The 22,819-nt window shown below is 54.7% G+C and carries 19 protein-coding genes; 4 read left to right on the top strand and 15 right to left on the bottom strand.

Annotation, left to right across the window (positions count from 1 at the left end):
• Positions 1-102: 102 nt before the first annotated feature.
• Both AC6RNO_RS33795 and AC6RNO_RS33790 read right to left on the bottom strand, forming a co-directional pair.
• Entirely contained in the window at positions 103-1,107 is a 1,005-nt protein-coding gene (locus AC6RNO_RS33795) for an AI-2E family transporter (protein ID WP_474682013.1), read from the bottom strand.
• Positions 1,108-1,344: 237 nt separating this feature from the next.
• Positions 1,345-2,199 carry a sugar phosphate isomerase/epimerase family protein gene (locus AC6RNO_RS33790; protein ID WP_474682012.1) on the bottom strand — a complete coding sequence of 285 codons (855 nt, stop codon included), beginning with the start codon at positions 2,197-2,199 and terminating at the stop codon, positions 1,345-1,347.
• A gap of 156 nt (positions 2,200-2,355) precedes the next feature.
• Between AC6RNO_RS33790 and AC6RNO_RS33785 the strand changes: the two genes are divergently transcribed.
• The gene (locus AC6RNO_RS33785) at positions 2,356-3,207 is read left to right on the top strand and encodes a helix-turn-helix domain-containing protein (protein WP_474682011.1); all 852 of its coding nucleotides are present in this window, start codon (positions 2,356-2,358) and stop codon (positions 3,205-3,207) included.
• A gap of 85 nt (positions 3,208-3,292) precedes the next feature.
• Here AC6RNO_RS33785 and AC6RNO_RS33780 read toward each other — a convergent pair whose 3' ends face one another.
• The 4 genes from AC6RNO_RS33780 to AC6RNO_RS33765 all read right to left on the bottom strand — a co-directional run bounded on the left by AC6RNO_RS33780 (position 3,293) and on the right by AC6RNO_RS33765 (position 9,196).
• On the bottom strand, positions 3,293-4,924 hold the full coding sequence (locus AC6RNO_RS33780) for an extracellular solute-binding protein (protein WP_497108124.1): 1,632 nt from the start codon (positions 4,922-4,924) through the stop codon (positions 3,293-3,295).
• Positions 4,925-4,958: 34 nt separating this feature from the next.
• Complete coding sequence (locus AC6RNO_RS33775; RefSeq protein WP_474682009.1) at positions 4,959-5,690, bottom strand: response regulator transcription factor; 732 nt, start codon at positions 5,688-5,690, stop codon at positions 4,959-4,961.
• Positions 5,683-7,482 (bottom strand): histidine kinase, encoded by a 1,800-nt coding sequence (locus AC6RNO_RS33770; protein WP_497108123.1) that lies wholly within the window; start codon positions 7,480-7,482, stop codon positions 5,683-5,685. The genes AC6RNO_RS33775 and AC6RNO_RS33770 overlap by 8 nt, the downstream gene beginning before the upstream one ends.
• Before the next feature lie 544 nt (positions 7,483-8,026).
• Positions 8,027-9,196, bottom strand: coding sequence for an MFS transporter (locus AC6RNO_RS33765; RefSeq protein WP_497108122.1), 1,170 nt, complete (start codon positions 9,194-9,196; stop codon positions 8,027-8,029).
• A gap of 160 nt (positions 9,197-9,356) precedes the next feature.
• On the opposite strand from AC6RNO_RS33765, the gene AC6RNO_RS33760 reads away from it, so the two are divergent.
• Both AC6RNO_RS33760 and AC6RNO_RS33755 read left to right on the top strand, forming a co-directional pair.
• Positions 9,357-9,698 (top strand): winged helix-turn-helix transcriptional regulator, encoded by a 342-nt coding sequence (locus AC6RNO_RS33760; RefSeq protein WP_488434418.1) that lies wholly within the window; start codon positions 9,357-9,359, stop codon positions 9,696-9,698.
• Between the two features lie 154 nt (positions 9,699-9,852).
• Positions 9,853-10,017 carry a hypothetical protein gene (locus AC6RNO_RS33755; RefSeq protein ID WP_497108121.1) on the top strand — a complete coding sequence of 55 codons (165 nt, stop codon included), beginning with the start codon at positions 9,853-9,855 and terminating at the stop codon, positions 10,015-10,017.
• A gap of 715 nt (positions 10,018-10,732) precedes the next feature.
• On the opposite strand, the gene AC6RNO_RS33750 is transcribed toward AC6RNO_RS33755, so the two are convergent.
• The 4 genes from AC6RNO_RS33750 to AC6RNO_RS33735 form a co-directional block, all read right to left on the bottom strand.
• Entirely contained in the window at positions 10,733-11,362 is a 630-nt protein-coding gene (locus AC6RNO_RS33750) for a GDSL-type esterase/lipase family protein (protein ID WP_497108120.1), read from the bottom strand.
• An 18-nt stretch (positions 11,363-11,380) separates the two neighbouring features.
• A complete protein-coding gene (locus tag AC6RNO_RS33745) occupies positions 11,381-12,301 on the bottom strand; it encodes a carbohydrate ABC transporter permease (RefSeq protein ID WP_474682005.1) in 921 nt (306 codons plus the stop codon).
• A 21-nt stretch (positions 12,302-12,322) separates the two neighbouring features.
• On the bottom strand, positions 12,323-13,288 hold the full coding sequence (locus AC6RNO_RS33740) for an ABC transporter permease subunit (protein ID WP_497108119.1): 966 nt from the start codon (positions 13,286-13,288) through the stop codon (positions 12,323-12,325).
• A gap of 84 nt (positions 13,289-13,372) precedes the next feature.
• Entirely contained in the window at positions 13,373-15,052 is a 1,680-nt protein-coding gene (locus AC6RNO_RS33735; protein WP_474682003.1) for a type 2 periplasmic-binding domain-containing protein, read from the bottom strand.
• A gap of 623 nt (positions 15,053-15,675) precedes the next feature.
• Here AC6RNO_RS33735 and thrS point away from each other — a divergent pair.
• Positions 15,676-17,589: a threonine--tRNA ligase gene (gene thrS / locus AC6RNO_RS33730; RefSeq protein WP_497108118.1), complete on the top strand. Its 1,914-nt coding sequence runs from the start codon at positions 15,676-15,678 to the stop codon at positions 17,587-17,589.
• A gap of 521 nt (positions 17,590-18,110) precedes the next feature.
• Here the strand turns inward: thrS and AC6RNO_RS33725 are convergent.
• From AC6RNO_RS33725 to AC6RNO_RS33705, 5 genes are all read right to left on the bottom strand, one after another.
• Positions 18,111-18,377, bottom strand: a complete 267-nt coding sequence (locus tag AC6RNO_RS33725; RefSeq protein ID WP_497108117.1) for a hypothetical protein — start codon at positions 18,375-18,377, stop codon at positions 18,111-18,113.
• Between the two features lie 341 nt (positions 18,378-18,718).
• Positions 18,719-19,837, bottom strand: coding sequence for an aminopeptidase (locus AC6RNO_RS33720; RefSeq protein ID WP_497108116.1), 1,119 nt, complete (start codon positions 19,835-19,837; stop codon positions 18,719-18,721).
• 2 nt (positions 19,838-19,839) lie between these two features.
• A complete protein-coding gene (locus tag AC6RNO_RS33715; RefSeq protein WP_488434083.1) occupies positions 19,840-20,442 on the bottom strand; it encodes an ArsR/SmtB family transcription factor in 603 nt (200 codons plus the stop codon).
• Positions 20,443-20,723: 281 nt separating this feature from the next.
• Positions 20,724-22,499, bottom strand: coding sequence for a phosphomethylpyrimidine synthase ThiC (gene thiC, locus AC6RNO_RS33710; protein ID WP_497108115.1), 1,776 nt, complete (start codon positions 22,497-22,499; stop codon positions 20,724-20,726).
• Positions 22,496-22,819: thiamine phosphate synthase (locus tag AC6RNO_RS33705; protein ID WP_497108114.1), on the bottom strand; the 324-nt coding region annotated here is incomplete at its 5' end. The genes thiC and AC6RNO_RS33705, both read right to left, overlap by 4 nt.

Raw genomic sequence — 22,819 nt, 5'->3', positions numbered from 1 at the left:
CCAGCGAATGGGCTCAGGTTCATTTTCGTCGAGAATTCCTGCACTTTTACAGGCTTTCTCCCCGGGCCGGCTTGGGCCCGCGAACCTCCCGCGGCCATCCGGTCATTTTTTCGTATCGACGTCCAGGATGTCCAGCAAAAAGACGAAAATCGGAATGCCCAGGATCAGGCCCCATATCCCGATGTAGTGCTCGGAGAACAGCAGGACGATCAGCGTGTAGAACATCGGGAGATTCGTTTTGGACGACATCAGCTTCGGATTCAGCAGGTAGCCTTCCAGAACGTGCAGCACGGCGATCATGATCAGCACGTAGATGACCATCGTCAGCCCGCCTATGTTGTATCCGATAATGCTCAGCGGGATCAGCGAAATGATGAAGCCCGCCACCGGAATCAGACTTAGCAGAAAGATCATGATCGAAAGCGCGAACAGGTAAGGAAACCCGAAAATCCACAAGACAATGATCGTAAAACCGGTATTGAACAGCGCGATCAAAATTTGCGCCTCGATCACTTTGCCGAAGGAGAGCATGAACTTTTTGCCGAAAAACTCCAGCTCGTTATACAGCCAGGCGATCTTGCTCGTTTTCAGGCGGGAGGTAAACCCGACGATTCTCGTTTTTTCCAAAATAAAGACGAGGCTCAGCACCATCGCGAGCAGAAAAGTCGTGCTCCAGTTGCTGATTCGCAAAATGTATTCGAACCCGTGCTTGACATAGGACTGAATGTCCAAATCCTTCACCGTTTTGTACAAATACCGCAAAAACTCGTCTTCAGGCGCGGGCAAACTCGTTAATCCCGTTAATATATCTTTCAATTGCTTGATTTGGTGCAGCACTTTCGGCAAGTAAGTCGCGATCGCGAACACAAGTCCGGTGACTACGGCCGCGTACAGCAAAATGATGATGACCTTGCTGTTGATCACCATATACTTGCTTAAAAATTTGGAAAGCGATCTTTGAAGACTGTTCATGATGTAGGCGATCAAAAAAGTCAGAAGAACCAAATTCATCATATCCCTGATGCTGAACAGCAGCAAGCATATAATGCCAAGAATCAGAAACCTTCGCACCGTTAAATTCGCAAGAAACTGCTTCAAGCCTTCCATTTCACCCACTCATCTCCATTCATGTCTCCGCACCTGCCAATCCCGAAGCAGACCGCACCGGCGTAAGCCAAGGCGGTTTGCGAGCCAGCCGCGCGGCGCACCTCTCATCGCTGTTATTATCTGTATTTCATCTTACACAAAATGGCTGGACTATCGCAACATGACGGGCCGCAAAACAACAAAAAGCGCCCGGCCAAGGCAATGCCGCCTTAAGCCAAGCGCTTACTCGATAAATGTTTATGCCCCAAGCCATCCGTTAACTTTGCGCGAAAAGTTCAGCAGCATTTCCTCGGACGGGAATTGCGAGCTGAAATCCTCGATGCCGAGGTAGCCGTCGTAGCCCACTGCTTTAAGGTCGTCGAGCAGCAGCTTCCAGTTGACGATCCCTTCATCCAGCGGCGCCCAATCGCTATGCCACAGCTCTACGCCGTCCCGGCGCTCGCCGCTCGGCAGCCACTTGGCGTTCTTGACATGCACGTGAGCCAAATACGGCCCAAGCAGCTCAAGGCCCATGCGGAAATTTTCAAAACCTTCGTGCACCATGTTGCCCGCATCATGCAGCACCCCGATCGCGTCCGGATGAAAGCCGGAGACGAGGCGGTGAGCCAGTCCCGCGCTTGGCGCTATCGTTTTGTGGTGAATCTCGATGAGCCCTTTGACCCCGTACTGCCGGGAGAGCTCCTGCACATGATGCAAATAATTCACGGCTTCGCTGAATAAGTCGTTGTAGTTACGGCTGCCGTCGTATCCCGGAACGCCGACGCGGATAAAGCCCGCGCCCAGACGCTTGGCGACCTGCATGACCCGCTCGGTACCCGCGACATCCCCGCAGGTCAAGTACGGCGTAACGCTTAAATTGACAAGCCCGTGCTCGGCAGCCGCCAGACGAAAGCGCTCAAGCTCCTCATCCGAAGATGCGGGGTCGATGGAGCACAAATTATTTCTCCAGAAAGAAGGCTTTTCTTCCGCCGCGCCGGCCGGCACTTCCTTGTAGCGCCACTCGATGCCGTCGATACCCGCAGCTTTTGCGGCTTTAGCCAGTTGCTCCGGCGTTAAATCCGGTACGGAAACCGTGAATACAGAAAGTTTCATCCTTATGAATGCCCCCCTTATTTTGGAAACCCATATGAAAGTCGTAATTCAGTATCGCTTACCCTTATTTTGCAGTATAATAAAACCGTATTCTTTGCAATAATTGGGCATTAACTTGCTTTTTTTGACTTCACATTTTTTTGGAGGACAGCGCCGATGCAAGAGCTTTACCGTAATTTGCAGCAGTCGATCAATTTCAGGCATTCCGTTACGTATGACCCGACTCCTTTCGAATTCCATATGCATCAGGATTTGTACGAAATCTACTTTTTCCTGACAGGCCAAGTCCATTATTTTATAGAAAAACAGGTGTATCCGCTGCAATACGGCGATCTGCTCATCATGAACAGCAGCGAGCTGCACAGGGCGAATTTTCAGACCAAAAGGCAGCGGTACGAGGTGATCGTCATCCACTTCAATCCGAAGCTGATCGGGCAGTTCAGTTCCCCGGGCTTTGAGCTGCTTGACTGCTTTGCGAACCGGCCTTCCGGCGAACGGAACCGCATGCGGCTGACGCCCCAGCAGATCGATACCATTATGAAGCTGTACGAACGCATGGAAACGTTAAGCCGTCCGAATGCCCCCGCAGGCTCGGATATTTTGTACGTATCCGCTTTCATCGAGCTGCTCGTTTTCATCAACCGCGTCTTCCAGGGCCAGGACAAGCAGGACGAGCAGACGATGATGCCCGACAAATTGATCTCGCTCCTCGCCTACATCGACGAGAATTTGGAGCAGGATCTGTCCCTGGAACAACTGGAACACGTCGTGTTCATGAACCGCTCTTACTTGTGCCGGCTGTTCAAGAAGCATACGGGCAGTACGATTCACGAGCACATCTTGTTCAAGCGCATCGCCAGAGCCAAGCTGCTGCTCCGCAAGGGCTGCACCGTGACCGACACCTGCCAGCAGGCGGGCTTCAACGACTATTCGAACTTCATCCGCACGTTCAAAAAGATCGTCGGCCTTCCGCCAAGGCAGTATCAGGCGCTGCAGCGGCGGAGCTAAGAGACTGCCGGATGAACTCGGCAGGGGCTCCGCCGGACAGACTCCCGATCCCCAGGCCGGACCGGGCCGGGCCGCTCCGCGGGCTTCACCATTTTTCCTGGCGCTCCGTTATTTTCCGCTTCAGCTCGTCCAGCCAGCCCTGGACATCAAGGTGCCGGACGCTATCGACGTATTCGCTCCACAGCTTTTCAAATTCGTCCTGCGAGCCGGCGACGACCATTTGCGGCGGATATTTTTTGTTGATATCTTTCAGCTTTTGCTCGAAAACTTTGCCTTTGGCGGAAAGCTCGATGCTCCAGGCCGGAAAATATTTGCGCCTCGCATCAGGCGGGTTGAACAGCTCCTCGTAGGACGAAACGCCGTACGCCTTCAGCAGCTTTTTGTCCGCGTTGCTGTAATCGGCCGCTTTTTCCTCCGGCTGGGTTTGCGGATCGTAGCTGTTGCCGTCCGGCATCGTGCCCGACGATCCCGGCCAAAAGTACAGAATGTCGCCGCTCCAGCTGTTCCGGTTCTCCTTGCTTTTGAAGAAAGCCCGCTGCTCTTCCGTACGGTAAAAGCGCCCCTGTGCGTTTACCATGTAATCCTCGCCTTGCACGCCCCAGCGCCGCATCACCTGCGACTGCTCGCCGGCCATGAAATCGGCAAACTCGATGGCGCGGACCGGATCGGCACAGTTGATTGAGATGCCGAAGCCGAAGCCGTAATTCATCATCGGCGTATCCAAATAATCCGCCCTCACGCCCTCATCGAAGGTGAGCTGCAGCGGCGCGTACATCTCGTCCCATTTCCCCTGCTGCTTCAGCACCATTTGCGCATCCTGAAACTGCCAGTATTGATCGAACATCCCGAGCACCCGGCCGCTGGACAGCTTGGCCAAATATTGATCATAGTTCATCACGAACGCTTCCTTATCGATCAATCCCTCGTTAAACATTTCGTTTAGCTTGGCGTAGTAGCGTTTGGTGATGTTTTCGTCCGTTTGGTAAAAATTCAGCTCGTTCGTCCCGGGATTTATCATCGCGCGCGAATCGTTGGGACCGCCCGCCAAAAACTGCATCGCCGTCGTGAGCGTGAAATTGCGGGAATCGTAGGTCAATATTTCAAAAGGAATCGTTGCCGCTCCATCCTCGGTCCGGGGGTGCCGCTTGGCGTAATGTTTAAGCAGCTCCGCATATTGGTCGAACGTCTTGATTGACGGATAGCCGGCCTCTTTCAATACTTTCTTCTGCACCCAAAAAGCCGCATTGATCGTCCGGCTCGGCTGACCGGCCGGCACGCCGAAAGGGAGCGCGTAAATGTGCCCGTCCGCGGCCTTGATGCGGTCCCAGTACGGACCGTAAATCTTTTTGATGTTCGGCGCATGGGCTTCAATCAAGTCTTCCAGAGGAATCAGCGCTTTCGCGTCGATCAAAATAAACATTTTATCGCCGCCGTAGATGAGGTCCGGATAATCGCCGCTGGCGATCATGACGCCGAGCTTTTGCTCGATTTCGCCGACGATGCGCTCATAGGCGACGGTCACGCCCGTTTTTGCCGTAAATAGCTCCCCCAGCTTGGTATGCTCAGGCACGGGATCTCCCGGGGCGTTGAGAAAATAAGTGAAGGTGACGGGCGCTTGTTTCCCGGGCCCGACGGGAGCCGCTTCCTGACCGCATGCGCTTAGAAAAAACACCGGCAACGATAGAGCCAACCATGCTGAAAGCGCTCTTTTTTTCATATTTGCTCCCCCTGCCCTTGGCCGCCGCGCTCGCTCAGCCGATGCCGATCCGGTATTGGGAAGGCGTGCAGCCCGTCGCTTTTTTGAACTGCTGGACGAAATAGTCGGTGTCGCTGTAGCCGACCTGCAGCGCGATTTCGAACACTTTTTTCGTCGTTGAGTGGAGCAGCCGCTGCGCCTCTTCGATCCGGGTTTGATGGACGAAGTCGTTGAAATAGACGCCCGTCTTCTTTTTAAACAACTGGCCCAAATAAATGGGGTGCATATACAGTTTGCCGGCGATCTCCTTGATCGTAATGTGGCTGCTGTACTTGTCGCGGACGTACGAGATGACTTCGTCTACCGCCCCGCTGGCGGAGGCCGGTGAAACGGGAGCAGGAGACAGGAGCGCTTCCCGGTCAAGCCGCTGTCTGGCCCGCGTCAGCGCCTCGACAAGCTGATCTTCGTCGAGCGGCTTCAGCAAATAATCGATCGCCCCGTAGCGAAGGGCCACCTTGACATAATCGAATTCGCTGAACCCCGAGATGAAAATGAACTGGCAGTCGATGCGGCCGGATACCTCCATCATCAGCTCCAGCCCGTTCAAAACCGGCATGCGCACATCGGTAATGACCAAATCTGGCTTCTCCTGCTCGATAAAAGCAAGCGCCTCGCGCCCGTTCTCTACATCGCCGCACAAGTCAAAGCCATGCTCCTGCCAGGGAACGATGCGTTTCAAGCCCTCTCTCATCTTGCGTTCGTCTTCTACAAGAAGCGTTCTATACATGCAAATTCCTCCTTACGGGTGCGGATTCCTCATGACCGGCCGGGCGGCGGACCGGAAACCGCAGCTTCACCGTAGTTCCCATGCCCGGCTCCGACGCAAATGTCAAGCTGAAGTCTTCGTCGTAATAAAGCTTAAGCCGGTCATACACATTTTTTAATCCTATGTGGTCGCCTGAATCCGCATCGCCTCTGATCGATCCGAGAAGCGCCTCCACCCTCTCCGCATCCATGCCGGCGCCGTTGTCGGACACTTCGAAGCGGACGCAGCCGTCCTGGCAGCGGGCGGCGACCCGGATCAGCCCGGCCTTTTCCAGATTTTCAATGCCGTGAATGCATGCGTTCTCGACGATAGGCAGTATGCTCATCTTCGGCACGCATACGGACAGCACCCCATCGTCGATATCCAGCTCGTAGGACAGCCGGTGCTCGAAACGGAATTTCTGAATTTCCAGAAAGTCCAGAATGAATTCCATCTCCTCGCGGATCGGGATCGAATCGTTGCCCCATGTCAGCGACCGGCGGAAGCTGCGGGCCAGCCGCTTGATGACGGCCGCTGTCTCCGGCTCGTTTTTGACGATGCTGTTCATGCGGATCGTTTCCAGCGTATTGAACAGAAAGTGCGGGTTGATCTGGCTCTGCAGCGCGTTCAGCTGCGCCTGCCTGCGGTCCAGCTCCGCCACGTACACGTCCCGGATCAGTTCGCTGATCTGCACGGTCATGCGGTTGAATTCTTCGGTCAACTGACCGATTTCATCGTTGGCCTGTTCCACGCGGACCGGGTTGAAGTTCTGATTTTTCACGAGCTTCATCTGCTTCCACAACAGCACGATGCGCGAGTTAAGCGAACGGGAGAGGAACATAATGATCAAGCTGGGCACGAGCAGGTTAGCACATGTCAAGTACACGAAGGACAAGCGCGATTGCTGCAGCGCTCCCACCAACTGCCCCTGCGGATAAATCCCGATCATCTGCCAGCCTTTCAAATAGTTCACGTTGTCGAAAGAGCTCGCGATGACCAGGCTTTCCTTATCCTTCATCTGCCGCTCCAACGGGACATCGCTCTCGCTCGAAGCGTAAACGACAGTCCCCTCTCCGTTCACCAAAAATATTTTGCCCTGAAAGGAGCTGTCCTGCAGCGTATCTTTGACGAATTGCGGGAGGATATCGATTTTCAGCAGCTTGGTGTACGACTCGCTTCCGCGGAAAAAATCCAGCTTCCGAATGACGCTGAGATACGGCTGCCCCGGTTTGATCGCATCCTGCGGGGAAACAGCGCTTTCATACTTGTTCGTGTAAATTTGTAACTCTCCAATGACCGGACTCGCCTGCAAGCGCCTCAACCATTCCTCGTTCTCCGTCCGCTTGTCGATAAACCTGAGCACGCCGGAGCTGATCAGCGTCTCGTTATTCGTGTACAAATATGCGTTGTAAAACTGTTTATTGATCGGAACATACCGGTTCAACGAGTTGTTCATAATTGAGTTGTAGGCGGTGAGCATCTCGTTCGTGTTTGCATAACGCTTATCTAGCGCGTCGCTAAGCACACTGTCCGTGTACAACACCGAGGTGATCCCGATAATACCGTCCATGACTTTGCGGAAGCTGTCCCTGTTTTTTTCCAGCGCACGCTGCAAATCGGACACTTTTTGCGCTTTCACATTCTCGGCCGTAATCCCGTAAAAAGCCGCATTCGTAAAAATGACGGGGACAAACACGGCGACAAAATACAAAATCAAAAGCTTGTTCCGCAAGCGGATGTTATTCCATCTAAGCATCAACGACCGTCTGATCACGCAACCCCACGCCTTCTGAATCCGCTTTCAAATATTCAATAATAATTCATGTATGAATTATTGCATTATGCTAATTTTAGCATAACGATGTGCTGAATAACACTGTTTTCTGCTGTTAACTATTCGGCAGGATCGACAGGATAAAAACGCCGTGCGCTGACCGCCGTCATGCGATGCTTCTGCGTGCGCTGGGATCTGTGCATTCGCAGGCTTTTGCCCCCCAAGTCAAAGGCAATAGCCGGAATCTGGTTGGCTGCACAAAGAAAACCTGCAAAAATACAGGAATTTCTGTCCTTGAACGCTGGCCACGAACAATTCCTGCAAAAGTGCAGGCTTTTCACCGAATATATGGACTCAGATTCACTTTCAGCGGAAATTCCTGTACTTTCGCAGGTTTTTAGCCAGAACGGGCCGTTTCCATCGAAAAAGCCTGCACTTTTGCAGGCTTTGCGGGCGGCCAAGCTACTTCGCAGGCGGCTTTACCGCCTTCGGACGGATAACTGATTGCCGAGTTTCCCGGGCAGCCCGGGTAGCCCGGCCAGCTTTATGCCATTTTTGCACTACTGTTCCTTTTGCTCATCGAAAACGAAACGGCGGCAATCGCAAGTCCCAGCGCTATCGTGAAACCGGCGGCCCAGGGATGGTATAAAACCGTGGAAGCGGAATCGGCCAGCAGTCCTCCCGCCCCCGCTCCGCTCGCCAGACCGAGATGAATGACCGACGTATTCAGGCTGAGCACGAAATTGGACGACTGCGGAGCCTGTTGAATAAAATAGGTTTGAATCGCTGGCCCGGTCACAAACATGGCGGTCATCATAACGGTTATCAAAAAGAGTCCGACGGCCTGCGACGCCGCAAACACAGGCAGCAAAGCGAGGGCTGCGACATGAACGGCTAGACCGCAAGAGATTACCCGAACGGCCCCCCACTTATCGACTCCATACCCGCCAAGCCGCGAGCCGATCGCGCCGACAATGCCCAAAGTCAGCATCAACAGGCCAATGCCGGACATTTTCATGTGGAAGACAGTTTGCAAAAACGGAGTTAAATACGTAAACATGACCGAGCCCCCCGTTTCCCTGAAAAAGACGAAAAGCAGCCCGCTGACGATAACGGAATTTCCCAGTATGGCAAATTGCTGCTTGAACGATACCGGAGCATCCCCTTCAATCTCGGGAAGCAGGCGGACGATTCCGATCAGAACGAGCAAGCTGGCAGCACCCAGGATAACGAAAATGACCTGCCAATTCATCCAGTTGGCAATAGCGATGCCCAGCGGTACGCCCAACACCATGGCGCTGCTGAAGCCAAGAACAACCGTGCCGATTGCGCCGCCGATTTTTTCGGGAGGAACCAATTTGGCAACCGAGCCGAACGTCACAACGAGGTACATGCCCGAGCTCAAGCCAAGAATGATTCGGGAAATCATCAGGATCAAATAGTGCGAGCTTGCGAAAGAAACCAGGCACCCGGCGATAAAAATAATCAGGGCGCTTGCCAGCACTCTTTTGCGCCCCATCCGTGCTGTGAGAGTAACGAGAATAGGGGTGCCTATCGCAAACGCCAGCGAATATGCGGTTACGAATTGCCCGGCTTGGGCGATGGAAATGCGCATATCGGCGGCAATGACACCCAGAATTCCGGCCACGACCAACTCTGAAGTCGCTGTCAAAAACACACCTAACGTAAGAAGATAAATGTACATCCGATTCATGGTTATCAGTCCTCTCCGCCAATACTTTTGGTATGGCTCCGCTTTTATTGACATTATAATAATGCCGCTATCATAATGTAAGAAGGCAAAGTATTTGGATATAGTCCTGATATTTTGACTAACTAACTTTTTGTACGGGGATGATCACTTGAACGAGTTGATGGAGGAACCTGCGGAAAGCACCCCAATCTGCGACGTACTGCGAATACTTGGCGCCAAATGGGCATTCATGATCATCGATGAGCTATGCAAAGGCCCGGCACGCTTTAAACAGCTGCAGCGAAAAGTAGCCGTCATCAAAACCCAGTCTCTGACGGATGCACTGCGCCACCTGGAACATAACGGTATCGTCCGGCGGGAAGTGTTCCCAACCGTACCTGTAACCGTAGAATACTCTCTCACGGAAAAAGGAAGGGACTTCCAATCGGCATTAAAAGAAATGGAAAAGTGGGCATTAAAATGGGGAAATGCAGGAAAAACAGAAAATGCCGGCCGCCCTTAAAAATAAGAACAGCAGGCAGATAGCCCGAGAAAGTGACGGCGTTCCAACATGGTTTGAGGAGCTGGAGAGGGTGCGCAGACGTGCTCCCCAACCCCGCGCCTGTCCCAGCAAGTAGTTTGTGCTGTACAGTGGGGGAGGGGGGGCTTGAGGTTGCTTGGCAAAGGAAAAGCCTGCGAAAGTGCAGGCTTTTTCTGAAAAAATGGTTCATTTTGGCGAAAAGCCTGCGAAAGTACAGGAATTTTCGATGAAAATGAATCTGAGGCCCTGCGCTCGGCAAAAAGCCTGCACAATTGCAGGAATTGTCTCGCGACCGCTGTAGCGCCGACAAAAAGATGTATTTTCGCAGGTTTTCTTTGCACCGCACCGCCCGGCCAGGCGGACTATTCGCACCGCGCGCAGCTCCCAGCGCGCGGTGTTGCACTGCATGACGGCGGTCGGTCGACCACAGGCTCTGGCCTGTGGGCCCGTCAACAACCAGCCGGCCGCTCTTAAGCGGCTTCTTCCATCTAGGAGTCTGTCCGACGGAGTTACTTTTGTACCTTAACCTTCTACGTGGGTCATCGGACAGACTCCCTGGAGTCTGTCCGACGGAGTTACTTTTGTACCTTAACCTTCTACGTGGGTCATCGGACAGACTCCAGGGAGTCTGTCCGATGACCCACGTAGAAGGTTAATGCACAAAAGTAACTCCGTCGGACAGAATCCCCGGAGTCTGTCCGATGACCCACGTAGAAGGTTAATGCACAAAAGTAACTCCGTCGGACAGAATCCCCGGAGTCTGTCCGATGACCCACGTAGAAGGTTAATGCACAAAAGTAACTCCGTCGGACAGAATCCCCGGAGTCTGTCCGATGACCCACGTAGAAGGTTAAGGTACAAAAGTAACTCCGTCGGACAGACTCCAGGGAGTCTGTCCGACGGAGTTACTTTTGTGCATTAACCTTCTACGTGGGTCATCGGACAGACTCCAGGGAGTCTGTCCGACGGAGTTACTTTTGTGCATTAACCTTCTACGTGGGTCATCGGACAGACTCCTAGCCGCGCTCCATCGTCCGCATCCATGCGTCCGCGATCAGCGCGTGCCCGGCCAAAGTCGGATGGACGCCGTCCTCCGCCCAGTATGCGGGCGCTGTCTTGGCGCAGGCTGCGGCGAACAGGCCGTCCAGCGGAACGTAGCTGGTGCGGAACTCCCTAGCCAATTCGCGGACCGCTTGAATTTTGGGATCGAGGTCCTCCCTCCACTGTTTGCGGTCCTCCGGATGCGGCAGTACGAACGGCTCCATAAGGACGATTTCGGCGTCCGTATGCTCTTTGGCGCGGGCCAGCAGCCTCCGGTAGCCCTCGTAATAAGCTTCGGCAGCAGTCGGCTCCTGCCTGTCGTATCGTCTCCACGTATCGTTGATGCCGATCAATACGGATATCCACGAAGGATTGAGGCGCAGGCAATCCGCTTCCCACCGCTTCTCCAGATCGACGACGCGATCCCCTCCGATTCCCCGGTTCAGAATCGATATCTGCTTGTCCGGGTATTTCCTGCGGAACTCGGCGGCTGCCAAATACGCATAGCCATGACCCAAGCTCGCCCCGTCGCTGCGGTCCCTGCCGCAGTCCGTAATGCTGTCCCCCTGAAAGAGGACGGTACCGTTATTTTTCATTTGCAGCATATGCCAACCTCTCCTTTTCTACTCTTTTACCCCGCCAAGCGTGAGCCCCTTGACAAAATATTTTTGCAAAAACGGATACACGACGAGAATCGGCACCGTCGCAAGCATCGTAATGGCGGCGCGGACCGAAGTCGGCGTCACCATGTTGGCGGAGGCGTTTTTGCTGTTGGCGAACGCGGACGTCGCCGACCCGCCGATGCTCAGATTCGCGGACTGCAGCTTTTTCATCAGCTCGTACTGCAGCGTGGACAGGTTGATTTTGGACGAATTGTACAAAAACGTATCGAACCAGCTGTTCCACTGCCCGACCGCGACGAACAGGGCGACGGTAGCGATAGCCGGCATACTGAGCGGAAGGATGATGCGGATGAACACCGTGAAGTCGTTCGCTCCGTCCATTTTGGCCGACTCGACCAGGCTTTCCGGCAGCCCTTCGATAAACGAGCGGATGACGATCAGGTTGAAGGCTCCGACGAGCCCCGGCACGATGTACACCCAGAACGAATTGGTCAGCTGCAAATTTTTCATCAGCATGTAGACTGGAATCAGACCGCCGCTGAAATACATCGTGAACACAAAAATCATGGAAATCGCCCGGCGCAGCACAAAATCTTTGCGGCTGATCGTATACGCGAGCATCGCCGTACAAAAGACGCTTGTAACCGTTCCGATTACGGTGCGCAGCACGGAGATGAGAAAGGCGTGGTAGATCGTATTATCTTTAAAAATCGACTCGTAATTGTAAAGCGTAAATTTGCGCGGCCACAAGAACGTGCTGCCGAGCGTCGTATCCGTCGCCTGATTGAGCGACACCGCAGCCGTATTGACGAACGGATACAAAGTGACTACCAGAATGCAGAGCAGAAGCAGCGCATTCACCATATCGAAGAGGATGTCTCCGAATCCTCTTTTTTTCAGGCTTGCCATCGCTGGATTCATAGTCGCACCTCTCCACAAAAATTAATAAAGCCTCTCCTGGCCCAACCGCTTTGCGGCCTGGTTCGCGGCCATCAGCAGAACGATGCTGATCACGGTTTTGAAAATCCCCGCCGCTGTAGCGAACGAATAACGGGATAAATTAATGCCGTATTTCAGGACGAAAATATCGATCGTTTCCGCGTAATCCGTCACCATGCTGTTTTGCATCAAGTACTGCTGCTCGAACCCGGCATCCAGAATGTGCCCGATGCTCATAATCAGCAAAATGACGATAATCGGCCGGATCCCGGGCAGCGTAATGCTCCACATTTTGCGGAAACGGCCGGCCCCGTCCATGCTCGCAGCCTCGTACAGCGCCGGATCGATCATGGACATCGCAGCCAAATAAATGATGGCGCTCCAGCCCACTTCCTTCCATACGTTGGAAGCCCCGATGATCCACCAGAACGCGTGCGGCTGGGACAGCAGCAGAATCGGCTCCCGAATGATATGCAGCTTCAGCAGAAGCCCATTGACGATGCCGTCCAGAGAAAGCATGGTAGTGATCAGGTTCGCCGCAACGACCCACGAAATAAAATGCGGAAGATAGCTGACCGTCTGCACGATCCTCTTGAAAAAAGCTTGCCGCACCTCGTTCAGCATAAGAGCCAGCGCGATCGAGCTGACGAACCCGAATACGAGATTAATGACGCTCATCGCCAGCGTATTGCGGATAATGCGGAAGAAGGCCTCATCCTGAAACAATTCCCGGAAATGATCCAGCCCCGTCCACTCGTTGTGCAAAATAGAGCTGCCCAGCTTGTAATTCTGGAACGCCATCAGCCATCCCCAGATCGGCACATAGTTGAACAGGATGACGTAGGCGACAAAAGGCACGGACATCAGCAGCAGCAATTTTTGCTGCTTTATTCTTTTCCAGACCGTTCCGGCCTTGCCGGCTTTGTCCGCCTTGGGCTTGCCTGCAGTGTGTTCGGTAACTACATCCATGTGTTCCCTTCCCCTCCTGACAAAATGCGAATCGGCGCAGGGATGCCCCGAGCGGCCTGGCCCTGCGCCGAACTTTTCAATCCCTTATTTCCACTTTTCCTGGCGATCCTTCACCTTTTGCGTCAATTCGTCCATCCAACCCTTGACATCCAGCTTGTTCACCGTGCCTACGTAGTCGCTCCAGCTTTTGTCAAAATCGGCCTTGGACTTGGCGACGACCATTTGCGGCGGAAATTTTTTGTTAATGTCGTTTAATTTTTGATCAAACACCTTGGCCTTGTCGGAAAGCTCGATGCTCCAAATCGGGAAATATTTCCGCTTCAAATTCGGCGGATTGAACAGGTCCGCATACGTCTGAACGCCGTAGGATTTGAGAATCGCCTTATCCGTATCCGTATAATCCGCAGCGATCTCCTCCGGCTGAAAGCCCGGATCGTAGTTGTTGCCGTCCGGCAGCGTGCCCGATGAGCCCGGCCAGAAATACAGCACCTCTCCGCTCCAGTTCTTGAAGTTTTCTTTGACCTTGAAGAAATCGCGCTGCTCCTGGGTCCGGTAAAAGCGGCCTTTGTCGTTGACTTTGTAGTCCTCGTCTTTTACGCCCCAGTTTTTAAGCGTTTGCATCTCGTCGCTGGCCATGAAGTCGGCAAACTCGATGGCGCGGACAGGGTCTTTGCAGTTGATCGAAATCCCGAAGCCGAAGCCGTAGTTCATCGTCGGCGTATCGAGATAGTCGCCTTTGATGCTGTCGTCGAACGTCAGCTGCAGCGGAGCGTACATGCGGTCCAGCTTGCCCTGCTGCTTCAGAGCGGCCGTCGCATCCTGGAACTGCCACGACTGGTCGAACATCCCGAGCACGCGCCCGCTCGACAGTTTGGCCAAATATTGGTCGTAGTTCATCACGAACGCTTCTTTATCGACCAAGCCTTCGTTGTACATATCGTTAAGTTTTGAATAATATTTCTTCGTGATGTTCTCGTCCGTCTGGTAGAACGTCAGCCCGTTCGTATCCGGGTTCACCATCGCCCGTGAATCGTTCGGCCCTCCGGCCAGGAACTGCATCGCGGTCGTGAGCGTGAAATTGCGGAAATCGTAGGTCAAAATTTCAAACGGAATCGTGTCCGCTCCGTCGATTTTCGGATACTTTTTAGCGTAATTGCGCAGCAGGTCCACATACTGGTCGAACGTGGTGATTTTCGGATAGCCCGCATCCTTGAGCACTTCCTTCTGCACCCAGAACGCCGCGTTCACCCATTTGTTCGGCTTGCCGGTCGGGGCGGCGTAAGGCAGCGCATAAATGTGGCCGTCCGCCGCTTTGATGCGTTCCCAGTAAGGGCCGTAAATCTTTTTGATGTTCGGGGCGTGCTTCTCGATCAGATCCTCCAGCGGGATCAGCGCTTTCGCATCGATCAGCTTGAACATTTTATCGCCGGCGTAGATCAAATCCGGATAATCGCCCCCGGCGATCATCACCCCGAGCTTCTGCTCGATCTCGCCGACAAGACGCTCGTATTTGATCGTTACGCCCGTTTTCTCCGTAATCATATCGCCCAGCTTCGTATGCTCCGGCACGTTATCCCCGGGAGCGTTAAGAAAATAAGTAAACGTTACCGGGTCTTTTTTGCCGGCTGCCGACTGCGCGGTCTGCTTGCCGTCCGTTGAATTGGGCTGCGTCGCCGCCGGTTCCGGCTGGCTCCCGCACGCGCTGAGCATAGTGAGCGACAAGGAAGCCGCTACGATCGTTGTAAGCGCTTTTCTCTTTTTCAAATCAATACCTCCCTTTTGTTATGGCTACTTAAGTATAAAGGGGGGTGCGCGAACCAAAAACCCGACAATGCTAAGAACAATACCGGAGAGATCTAATGGATTTCCTCTTGACTTTTCCGCATGCATTCATTTATAGTTTTGAATCAAGCAACATATAAGGCCAAGACCAAAGACACGATTTCCTTCACGGACCGCCCAGAGAGAGAAGCATTCGCTGCGAGCTTCTTCGGAGACCGGATCGGAATTACCCCTTTGCAGCTGTGGCGCCGAACCCGCTTCTCCGTGCTGCGGCAGTAGGCGACACCGATTGATCCCCGTTACCGGATTCCAAATGAGGACCTTGCACCCCGCATGCTGTGGCGAACCGCCCGGCGATGCCGCGGCTACAGGTCGAATTAGGGTGGAACCACGAGCTGAACGCACTCGTCCCTTCCGGGATAGAGGCGTTTTTTTGCGTTCGATTTGATATGAGATAAACCTCTATCGAGGTCTTTCGAAGATGAGCGACCGCGTTCAGAGGTAGGTTTATTCGCCAATAAGAATGCTGTTCTACGCGCTTTAGCTCTGTAAAGAACTTAAACATTCTTATGTGGTAAAAAATGAGGGAAATGGAGGCGTTTTTCATGGAAATCAAGGCAGTATTGGCAGACGGAACAATTCGGAGGTATGCAGCGGGAACCACCGTCCGGCAAGTGGCGGCATCGATCGGCTCTGGCTTGATGAAAAACGCCATAGCCGGCAAGGTAGACGGAAAGCTCGTCGACTTGAGCGAACCCATTCTCAGCGACAGCCAGGTTGAGATCGTGACTCTCGATAGCCCGGACGGGCGGTACATTTACCGGCACAGCACAGCCCATTTGCTGGCTCAAGCCCTAAAGCGGCTTTACGGCCAAGCGTCGGTGAAGCTTGGTATCGGCCCCGTCATCGAAGACGGCTTTTACTACGATGTCGATCTTCCCGAGCCGATTTCGGTTGACGACTTGGCCGCTATCGAAAAGCAAATGCAAGCCATCGTCCAGGAAGACTTGCCTATCGTCCGCCGCGTGGTCAGCCGCTCCGAGGCGCAAGCCGTGTTCGAGGCGCTTGACGATCCTCTGAAGCTGGAGCTGATTCGCGACCTGCCGGAGGAATCGGTGATCAGCCTGTACGAGCAAGGCGAATTCGTCGATTTGTGCCGCGGCCCGCACCTGCCGTCGACGGGCCGAATCAAAGCTTTCAAGCTGCTGAGCGTAGCCGGCGCTTACTGGCGCGGAGATTCCGGCAACAAGATGCTGCAGCGCATTTACGGCACGGCTTTTTTGAAAAAGTCGGAACTGGACAATCACCTGCACATGCTGGAGGAAGCCCGCAAACGCGATCACCGGAAGCTGGGCAAAGAGCTTGACCTGTTCATGTTCTCCGAGGAAGCGCCGGGAATGCCGTTCTATTTGCCCAAAGGCATGGTCGTCCGCACGGAGCTGGAAAACTTTTCGCGCGAACTGCTCAGGCAGCACGGCTACGATGAAGTCCGCACGCCGCTCATGATGAACAACCGGATGTGGGAGCAATCCGGTCACTGGGACCACTACAAAGAGAACATGTATTTCACCGATGTCGATGAGTCGCGGTTCGCGCTGAAGCCGATGAACTGTCCCGGACATATGCTCATTTTCAAAAACGGCCTGCGCTCCTACCGGGAGCTGCCGATCCGCATGGCCGAATTCGGTCAAGTGCACAGGCATGAATTTTCCGGGGCGCTGAACGGCATGATGCGGGTCCGTACTTTTTGCCAGGATGACGCCCATCTGTTTGTCCGCCCCGACCAGATCGAAGACGAGATCGGCGCGGTCATCGCGCTCATCGATCAGGCGTATCGAGTGTTCGGCTTCGATTACACAATCGAGCTTTCGACAAGACCCGAAGACTCCATGGGCTCCGAGGAACTGTGGGCGCAGGCGGAGCAGTCCCTGCAAAATGTGCTGGACCGCCGCGGCATCGCCTACCGCATCAATGAAGGCGACGGGGCCTTCTACGGGCCGAAAATCGATTTTCACATTCTCGACGCGCTCAAGCGGAGCTGGCAGTGCGGCACGATTCAGCTGGATTTCCAAATGCCGGAGAAATTCGATCTCACATACGTCGGCGATAATAATCAAAAGCACCGCCCGGTCGTAATTCACCGCGCCGTGTACGGCTCCATCGACCGGTTCATGGGCATTATTACGGAGCATTTTGCCGGGGCGTTTCCGCTGTGGCTGGCTCCGGTTCAGGCCAAGCTGGTGCCCGTATCCGAGAATGATTGGGACTATGCCAACCATGTCAAGGAACAGTTCCAGGCTGCGGGTATTCGGATCGAGGTCGACGGCCGCAGCGAGAAGCTCGGCTACAAAATCCGCCAGGCGCAGCTGGAAAAAGTGCCTTATATGCTCGTCGTCGGCGAGAACGAGAAACAATCCGGCCAAGTTTCCGTAAGAAAACGGAACGAAGGCGACCTTGGCAGCCACAGCATCGATGAAATCGTAGGGCTAATGATCGAAGAGATTCGCATGCGGAAATAATTCGGGATACTCCGGGGGCCGCTGGCGAACGTCGGGCAAATGGGCAGCCGCCCTTTTGCCTGGGGCGAGGAGCGTAGGGGGGGCGACCGCCGCCATGCTGCGCGCCCCCGCGGGTTCGCGCGCGGTGGTTGGGGGCCGCTGGGGCTGGCTGGGACCGTTAAGGCCTTGGGCCACTCTGGGCCCAAGCATGTCCGCTGTGGACGCCGTGCACGCTGGGACCTCTGCGACGGCCTGAGCACGCTGAGCCAATTGGGGACGTTGAGGCTGACTGAGCCAGTTGGGCAGCGGCTGGGACGTTTGGCCGCGGAACGGCTGGGCCTACTGTGCCCGTCATGCAAGCTAGTGTCGCATTGCACACTGAGCCGCGCTGGGAACCCCTGGGCCTACTGTGTATACTGGGCTTGCCGGAGCTGCTGTGCCCGTCGTGCCCGCTAGTGTAGCTTTGCACACCGGTCAGCGCTGGAACTCCTGGCCAACTATACATGCTGGGCCCGCCGGAGCCGCTTGGCCAGTTGGGCATCTTACCAGTTGGGTCGACTGGGCCTACGCCGGGGCCAGGTAGCCCTGCCAATGCGCAGAGTGCAAAAAGCCTGCAAAAATACATCTTTTTGCGCCGTAATGCGCATGCTTCGAAAAATGCCTGCAAAAGTGCAGGTTTTCCGGCCGAATGGGGCCTCAAACCCATCATCGGCGGGAAATTCCTGCACATTTGCAGGCTTTTCCTTGAAACGGGCCGGTTCCGTCCAAAAAGCCTGCACTTTTGCAGGTTTTACAAGCTGCCGAGCCATCCCGAACCACTCCGAGCCGCCCCAGACCGCCTTTCGAATGGTCGTGCTGTCAAAGGCCTTTAAGGTCCTTCGAAGTCTAGTCCCCCAAACGACAAAAAGGGGTTGTCCCAAAAAGGAGCTGCCCCAGAAAAGGGTTGTTCCAAAAATCAATTGATGATTTTCTATGTCCTACTTTGCTTTGACCTAAAGAAAGGACCTCACTCTCCACCCGGTAGTGGAATTTGAGGTCCTTTTGCTCGATTTTTGCGCTGTTCCCGTACTATTCGAACGCTTTTGGGACAGTCTCTTTACCGCATTTGAGTTTATTTTAAGACGCCTTGCACTACTGGCTGCCAGCTGTCTTATTTCAAATTCTCGGGGTTCAATTGCAGCAGCTCCGGCAGCACGAAAACGCCGTCCTTGCGGATCAACACGTCGTCGAACCAGATTTCGCCGCCGCCGTATTCGGGGCGCTGGATGCACACGATGTCCCAATGCAGCGAGGACTTGTTGCCGTTGTAAGCATCGTCATAGCAGTTCCCCGGCGTGAAGTGGAAGCTGCCGTCGATTTTCTCGTCGAACAGCGTATCCTTCATAGGGTGCTGGATGTACGGGTTGACGCCGATGGCGAACTCGCCGACATACCGCGCGCCCTCGTCGATGTCCAGAACTTCGTTGATGCGGACGGTATCGTTCGACGTCGCCTTCACGATTTTGCCGTTCTCGAACTCAAAGCGGATGTTCTCGAACGTAAAGCCGTCATGCGGGGTCGGCGTATTGTACGAGATCACGCCGTTCACCGACTCGCGCACGGGCGCCGAATACACTTCGCCGTCCGGGATGTTCAGCCCGCCGTCGCATTTGACCGCGCCGATCCCTTTGATCGAGAACGTAAGATCCGTACCCGGGCCGACGAGACGAACCTTGTCCGTGCGGTCCATCAAATTTTTGAGCGCGTCCATCGCCTTGGACATTTTGCCGTAGTCCATCGTGCACACGTCGAAGTAGAAGTTCTCAAACGCCTCCGTACTCATCCCGGCAAGCTGTGCCATCGAAGGAGTCGGATAGCGCAGTACGACCCATCTCGTATCCTTCACCCGGATATCGAAATGCACCCGCTGATAATAAATCGAGTTGTACAGCTTCATCCGGTCAGCCGGAATGCCGGGGGACATTTCGTACATGTTGGCGCCGCCGCGCACCCCGATGTAGCCCTGCATCTGCTTCATTTGAAAAGCGTCCGCTTCCGCCCATTGCGCCATCTGCGCTTCCGTGCTGTCCATAATCAGCTGCCGCATCACGGTATGGTCCCGCAGGTTGACATAAGGATGCGCGCCCGCTTCGTGAACCTTTTTCACCAGTTCTTTTACAAATATGGCGTCTATCCCGTAAGCCTCAATCAAAACGTTTTCGCCGGGCTGCGCTTTAACCGAATAATTCACCAACACATCCGCAAGCCTTGTTAGTCTGGGATCCAGCATCTCTATTTCTCCTTTTCCTCTTGGGGCTCAATTTCAAAAGACGGCTCGTTGATCTGGAAACCGACCGTCGTCAAATAAAACCACTCGCCGTTCTCTTCCTGATGCTGATCAAGCTCATAGATCATAGAACGGAATTTGCTCAGCCACGCGGCGAACTTTTCCTTGCTCATCTTCACCTCAAGCTGAGTCGCCATTCGCGGCCATTGCTTGCGGTCGGGCGAAGGAATCTGGAACGCCTCCTCCGGCGCCTGGATCGCTCTCAGCCTTGCGCGGCCAAGGACGCCAAGCGTCGCTTCGCGGTAGTAGTTCTCCACTTCGGAGACGTACGGAAGCAGCTCTTCACTAGGTACAAAGCCCCGGGCGACGGCGCGGTAAAACTTTTGCACGATGCCGTTTTTGAGCTCTGTCCGGACGACGGAAATAAAACCGTGCTTCTCCAGTTCGTTCAAATGATAATGCACCTTCGCGCGCGCCATCCCGAGCAGCTTGGCAAGCTGCTGCCCCGTGTAGGCTTTCTCGATCAAAAACAGCAGCACTTTCGCGCGCAGCGGATCGCTCACTGTTTTTAATTGTTCAAGATCTTCAATAATATAAATCGGCAGCATGTGTGATTCGACCCCTCTCTATCTTCTGAAAATCATTTATTAGACAACGGTCAAATCTTTTTAACCGTATCATAATGCGCAGCAAAAGCATTGTCAATCGACGAAAAGGCCTATAAATCAAAAATAGTTTGGAAGCGCTTCACCAAATTCATGGAGTCAAGTTTCTTTCTTTATGGTAGCAAAAAGGGACGTTTCTGTCATCCATGACACGAACGTCCCTTCTCCTTATGCCATTATCCGGCCCTTCATATCGGCTGAAACAACGTGTCCGCGATCTGCGGCTAACCGTATATCCGGCTCCCGGCTTCGCGGAATTGCTGCGCTTTTTCCTCCATGCCGCTGCTGAGCGCCGTCTCCTCTTCAAGGCCCCTGGCATGGGCGTACGAGCGAATATCCTGGGTAATTTTCATGCTGCAAAATTTCGGGCCGCACATAGAGCAAAAATGCGCGGTCTTCGCGCCCTCGGCGGGGAGCGTCTCGTCGTGGTACTCGGCCGCGCGTTCGGGATCGAGCGACAGGCCGAACTGGTCACGCCAGCGAAATTCAAAGCGCGCCTTCGACAGCGCGTTGTCGCGATCCTGCGCACCCGGATGGCCTTTGGCCAGATCTGCGGCGTGCGCGGCGATTTTGTACGCGATGACGCCTTCGCGCACATCGTTCTTGTTCGGCAGGCCGAGGTGCTCTTTCGGCGTCACATAGCACAGCATCGCGGTGCCGAACCAGCCGATCATCGCCGCCCCGATGGCGGAGGTGATGTGGTCGTAGCCCGGCGCGATGTCCGTCGTCAGCGGCCCCAGCGTGTAGAACGGCGCTTCCTTGCACACTTCAAGCTGGCGGTCCATGTTCTCTTTGATCTGGTGCATCGGCACGTGCCCCGGTCCTTCGATCATCACCTGGACGTCATGCTTCCAGGCGATCTCCGTCAGCTCGCCCAGCGTCTCGAGCTCGGCAAACTGCGCCTGGTCGTTCGCGTCGGCGATCGAGCCGGGACGCAGGCCGTCGCCCAGCGAGAATGCGACGTCGTAAGCTTTCATAATTTCGCAAATGTCCTCGAAATGCGTATACAGGAAGTTTTCCTTGTGGTGGGCCAGACACCAGGCGGCCATAATCGATCCGCCGCGCGAGACGATCCCGGTCACGCGCTTTGCCGTCATCGGAATGCAGCGCAGCAGCACCCCTGCGTGGATCGTAAAATAGCTGACGCCCTGCTCCGCCTGCTCGATCAGCGTGTCGCGGTACACTTCCCACGTCAGGTCTTCGGCCTTGCCGTTGACTTTTTCCAGCGCCTGGTACAGCGGCACCGTGCCTACGGGAACCGGCGAGTTGCGGATGATCCATTCGCGGGTCGTATGAATATTTTTGCCGGTGGACAAATCCATGATCGTGTCGGCGCCCCACCTTGTCGCCCAAGTCATTTTCTCCACTTCTTCTTCAATGGAGGACGCGACCGCAGAGTTTCCGATGTTAGCATTAATTTTCACTAAAAAATTGCGCCCGATAATCATCGGCTCGCTCTCCGGATGATTGATATTGGAAGGAATGATCGCCCGGCCCCTGGCCACTTCGTCGCGGACGAATTCCGGCTTGACGTTTTCGCGGATAGCGATGTACTCCATCTCCGGCGTTATGATGCCTTTGCGGGCGTAGTGCATCTGGGTCACATTGCAGCCGGATTTGGCCCGCAGCGGCCTGCGGTGCAGGCCCGGAAACACTTCCGCCGCTCCCTTCGCATTCTCCGCGGAAAGGCCGTTGTCTTCAGGCTTGACCTCACGGCCGATGTAAGCTTCCACGTCTCTGCGCTCTTCGATCCAGGACAGACGACCCGCCGGCAGCCCCCGGCGAATGTCGATCTGCTGCTCGGCATCGGTATACGGACCGCTCGTATCGTAGACGCGGACCGGCTCGTTCGCCTCTGCTTCCCCGAACATGTTCGTGGAAGCTCCGAGCGCGATTTCCCTCATCGGCACCCGGATATCGGGTCTTGAGCCCTGCACGTATACTTTACTGCTGCCCGGAAAAGCAGATATTTGAATAGTTTTGGTTCCGTTTGCCGTCATGGCCGATCCCTCCAGTTTTTGATTGCCGCAAGCAGCTCTGCGGCCGCTTCCTTGGGCGAGTGCGCCTGGGTGATCGCGCTCACGACCGCGACGCCGTCCGCGCCTCCGCGGAAGACGGCCGCGGCGCCTGCGGCATCGATCCCGCCGATGCCGACAAGCGGCAGCCGGATGCCGCCCTCGCGCATCCGCACCAGCTCTGCGGGCCCCATGACCGCACGCGCATCGAGCTTCGTGCGCGTGGCGTACATGGGCCCGACGCCCAAATAGTCGGCGCCTGCGGCCAGCGCCGACTGCGCCTCGGCAAGATTGTGGGCTGAGAT

This window comes from Paenibacillus sp. sgz302190 (assembly GCF_059820445.1).
Note: the sequence above shows the minus strand (reverse complement) of the source record. Positions and strands in the feature narration are given on the sequence as shown.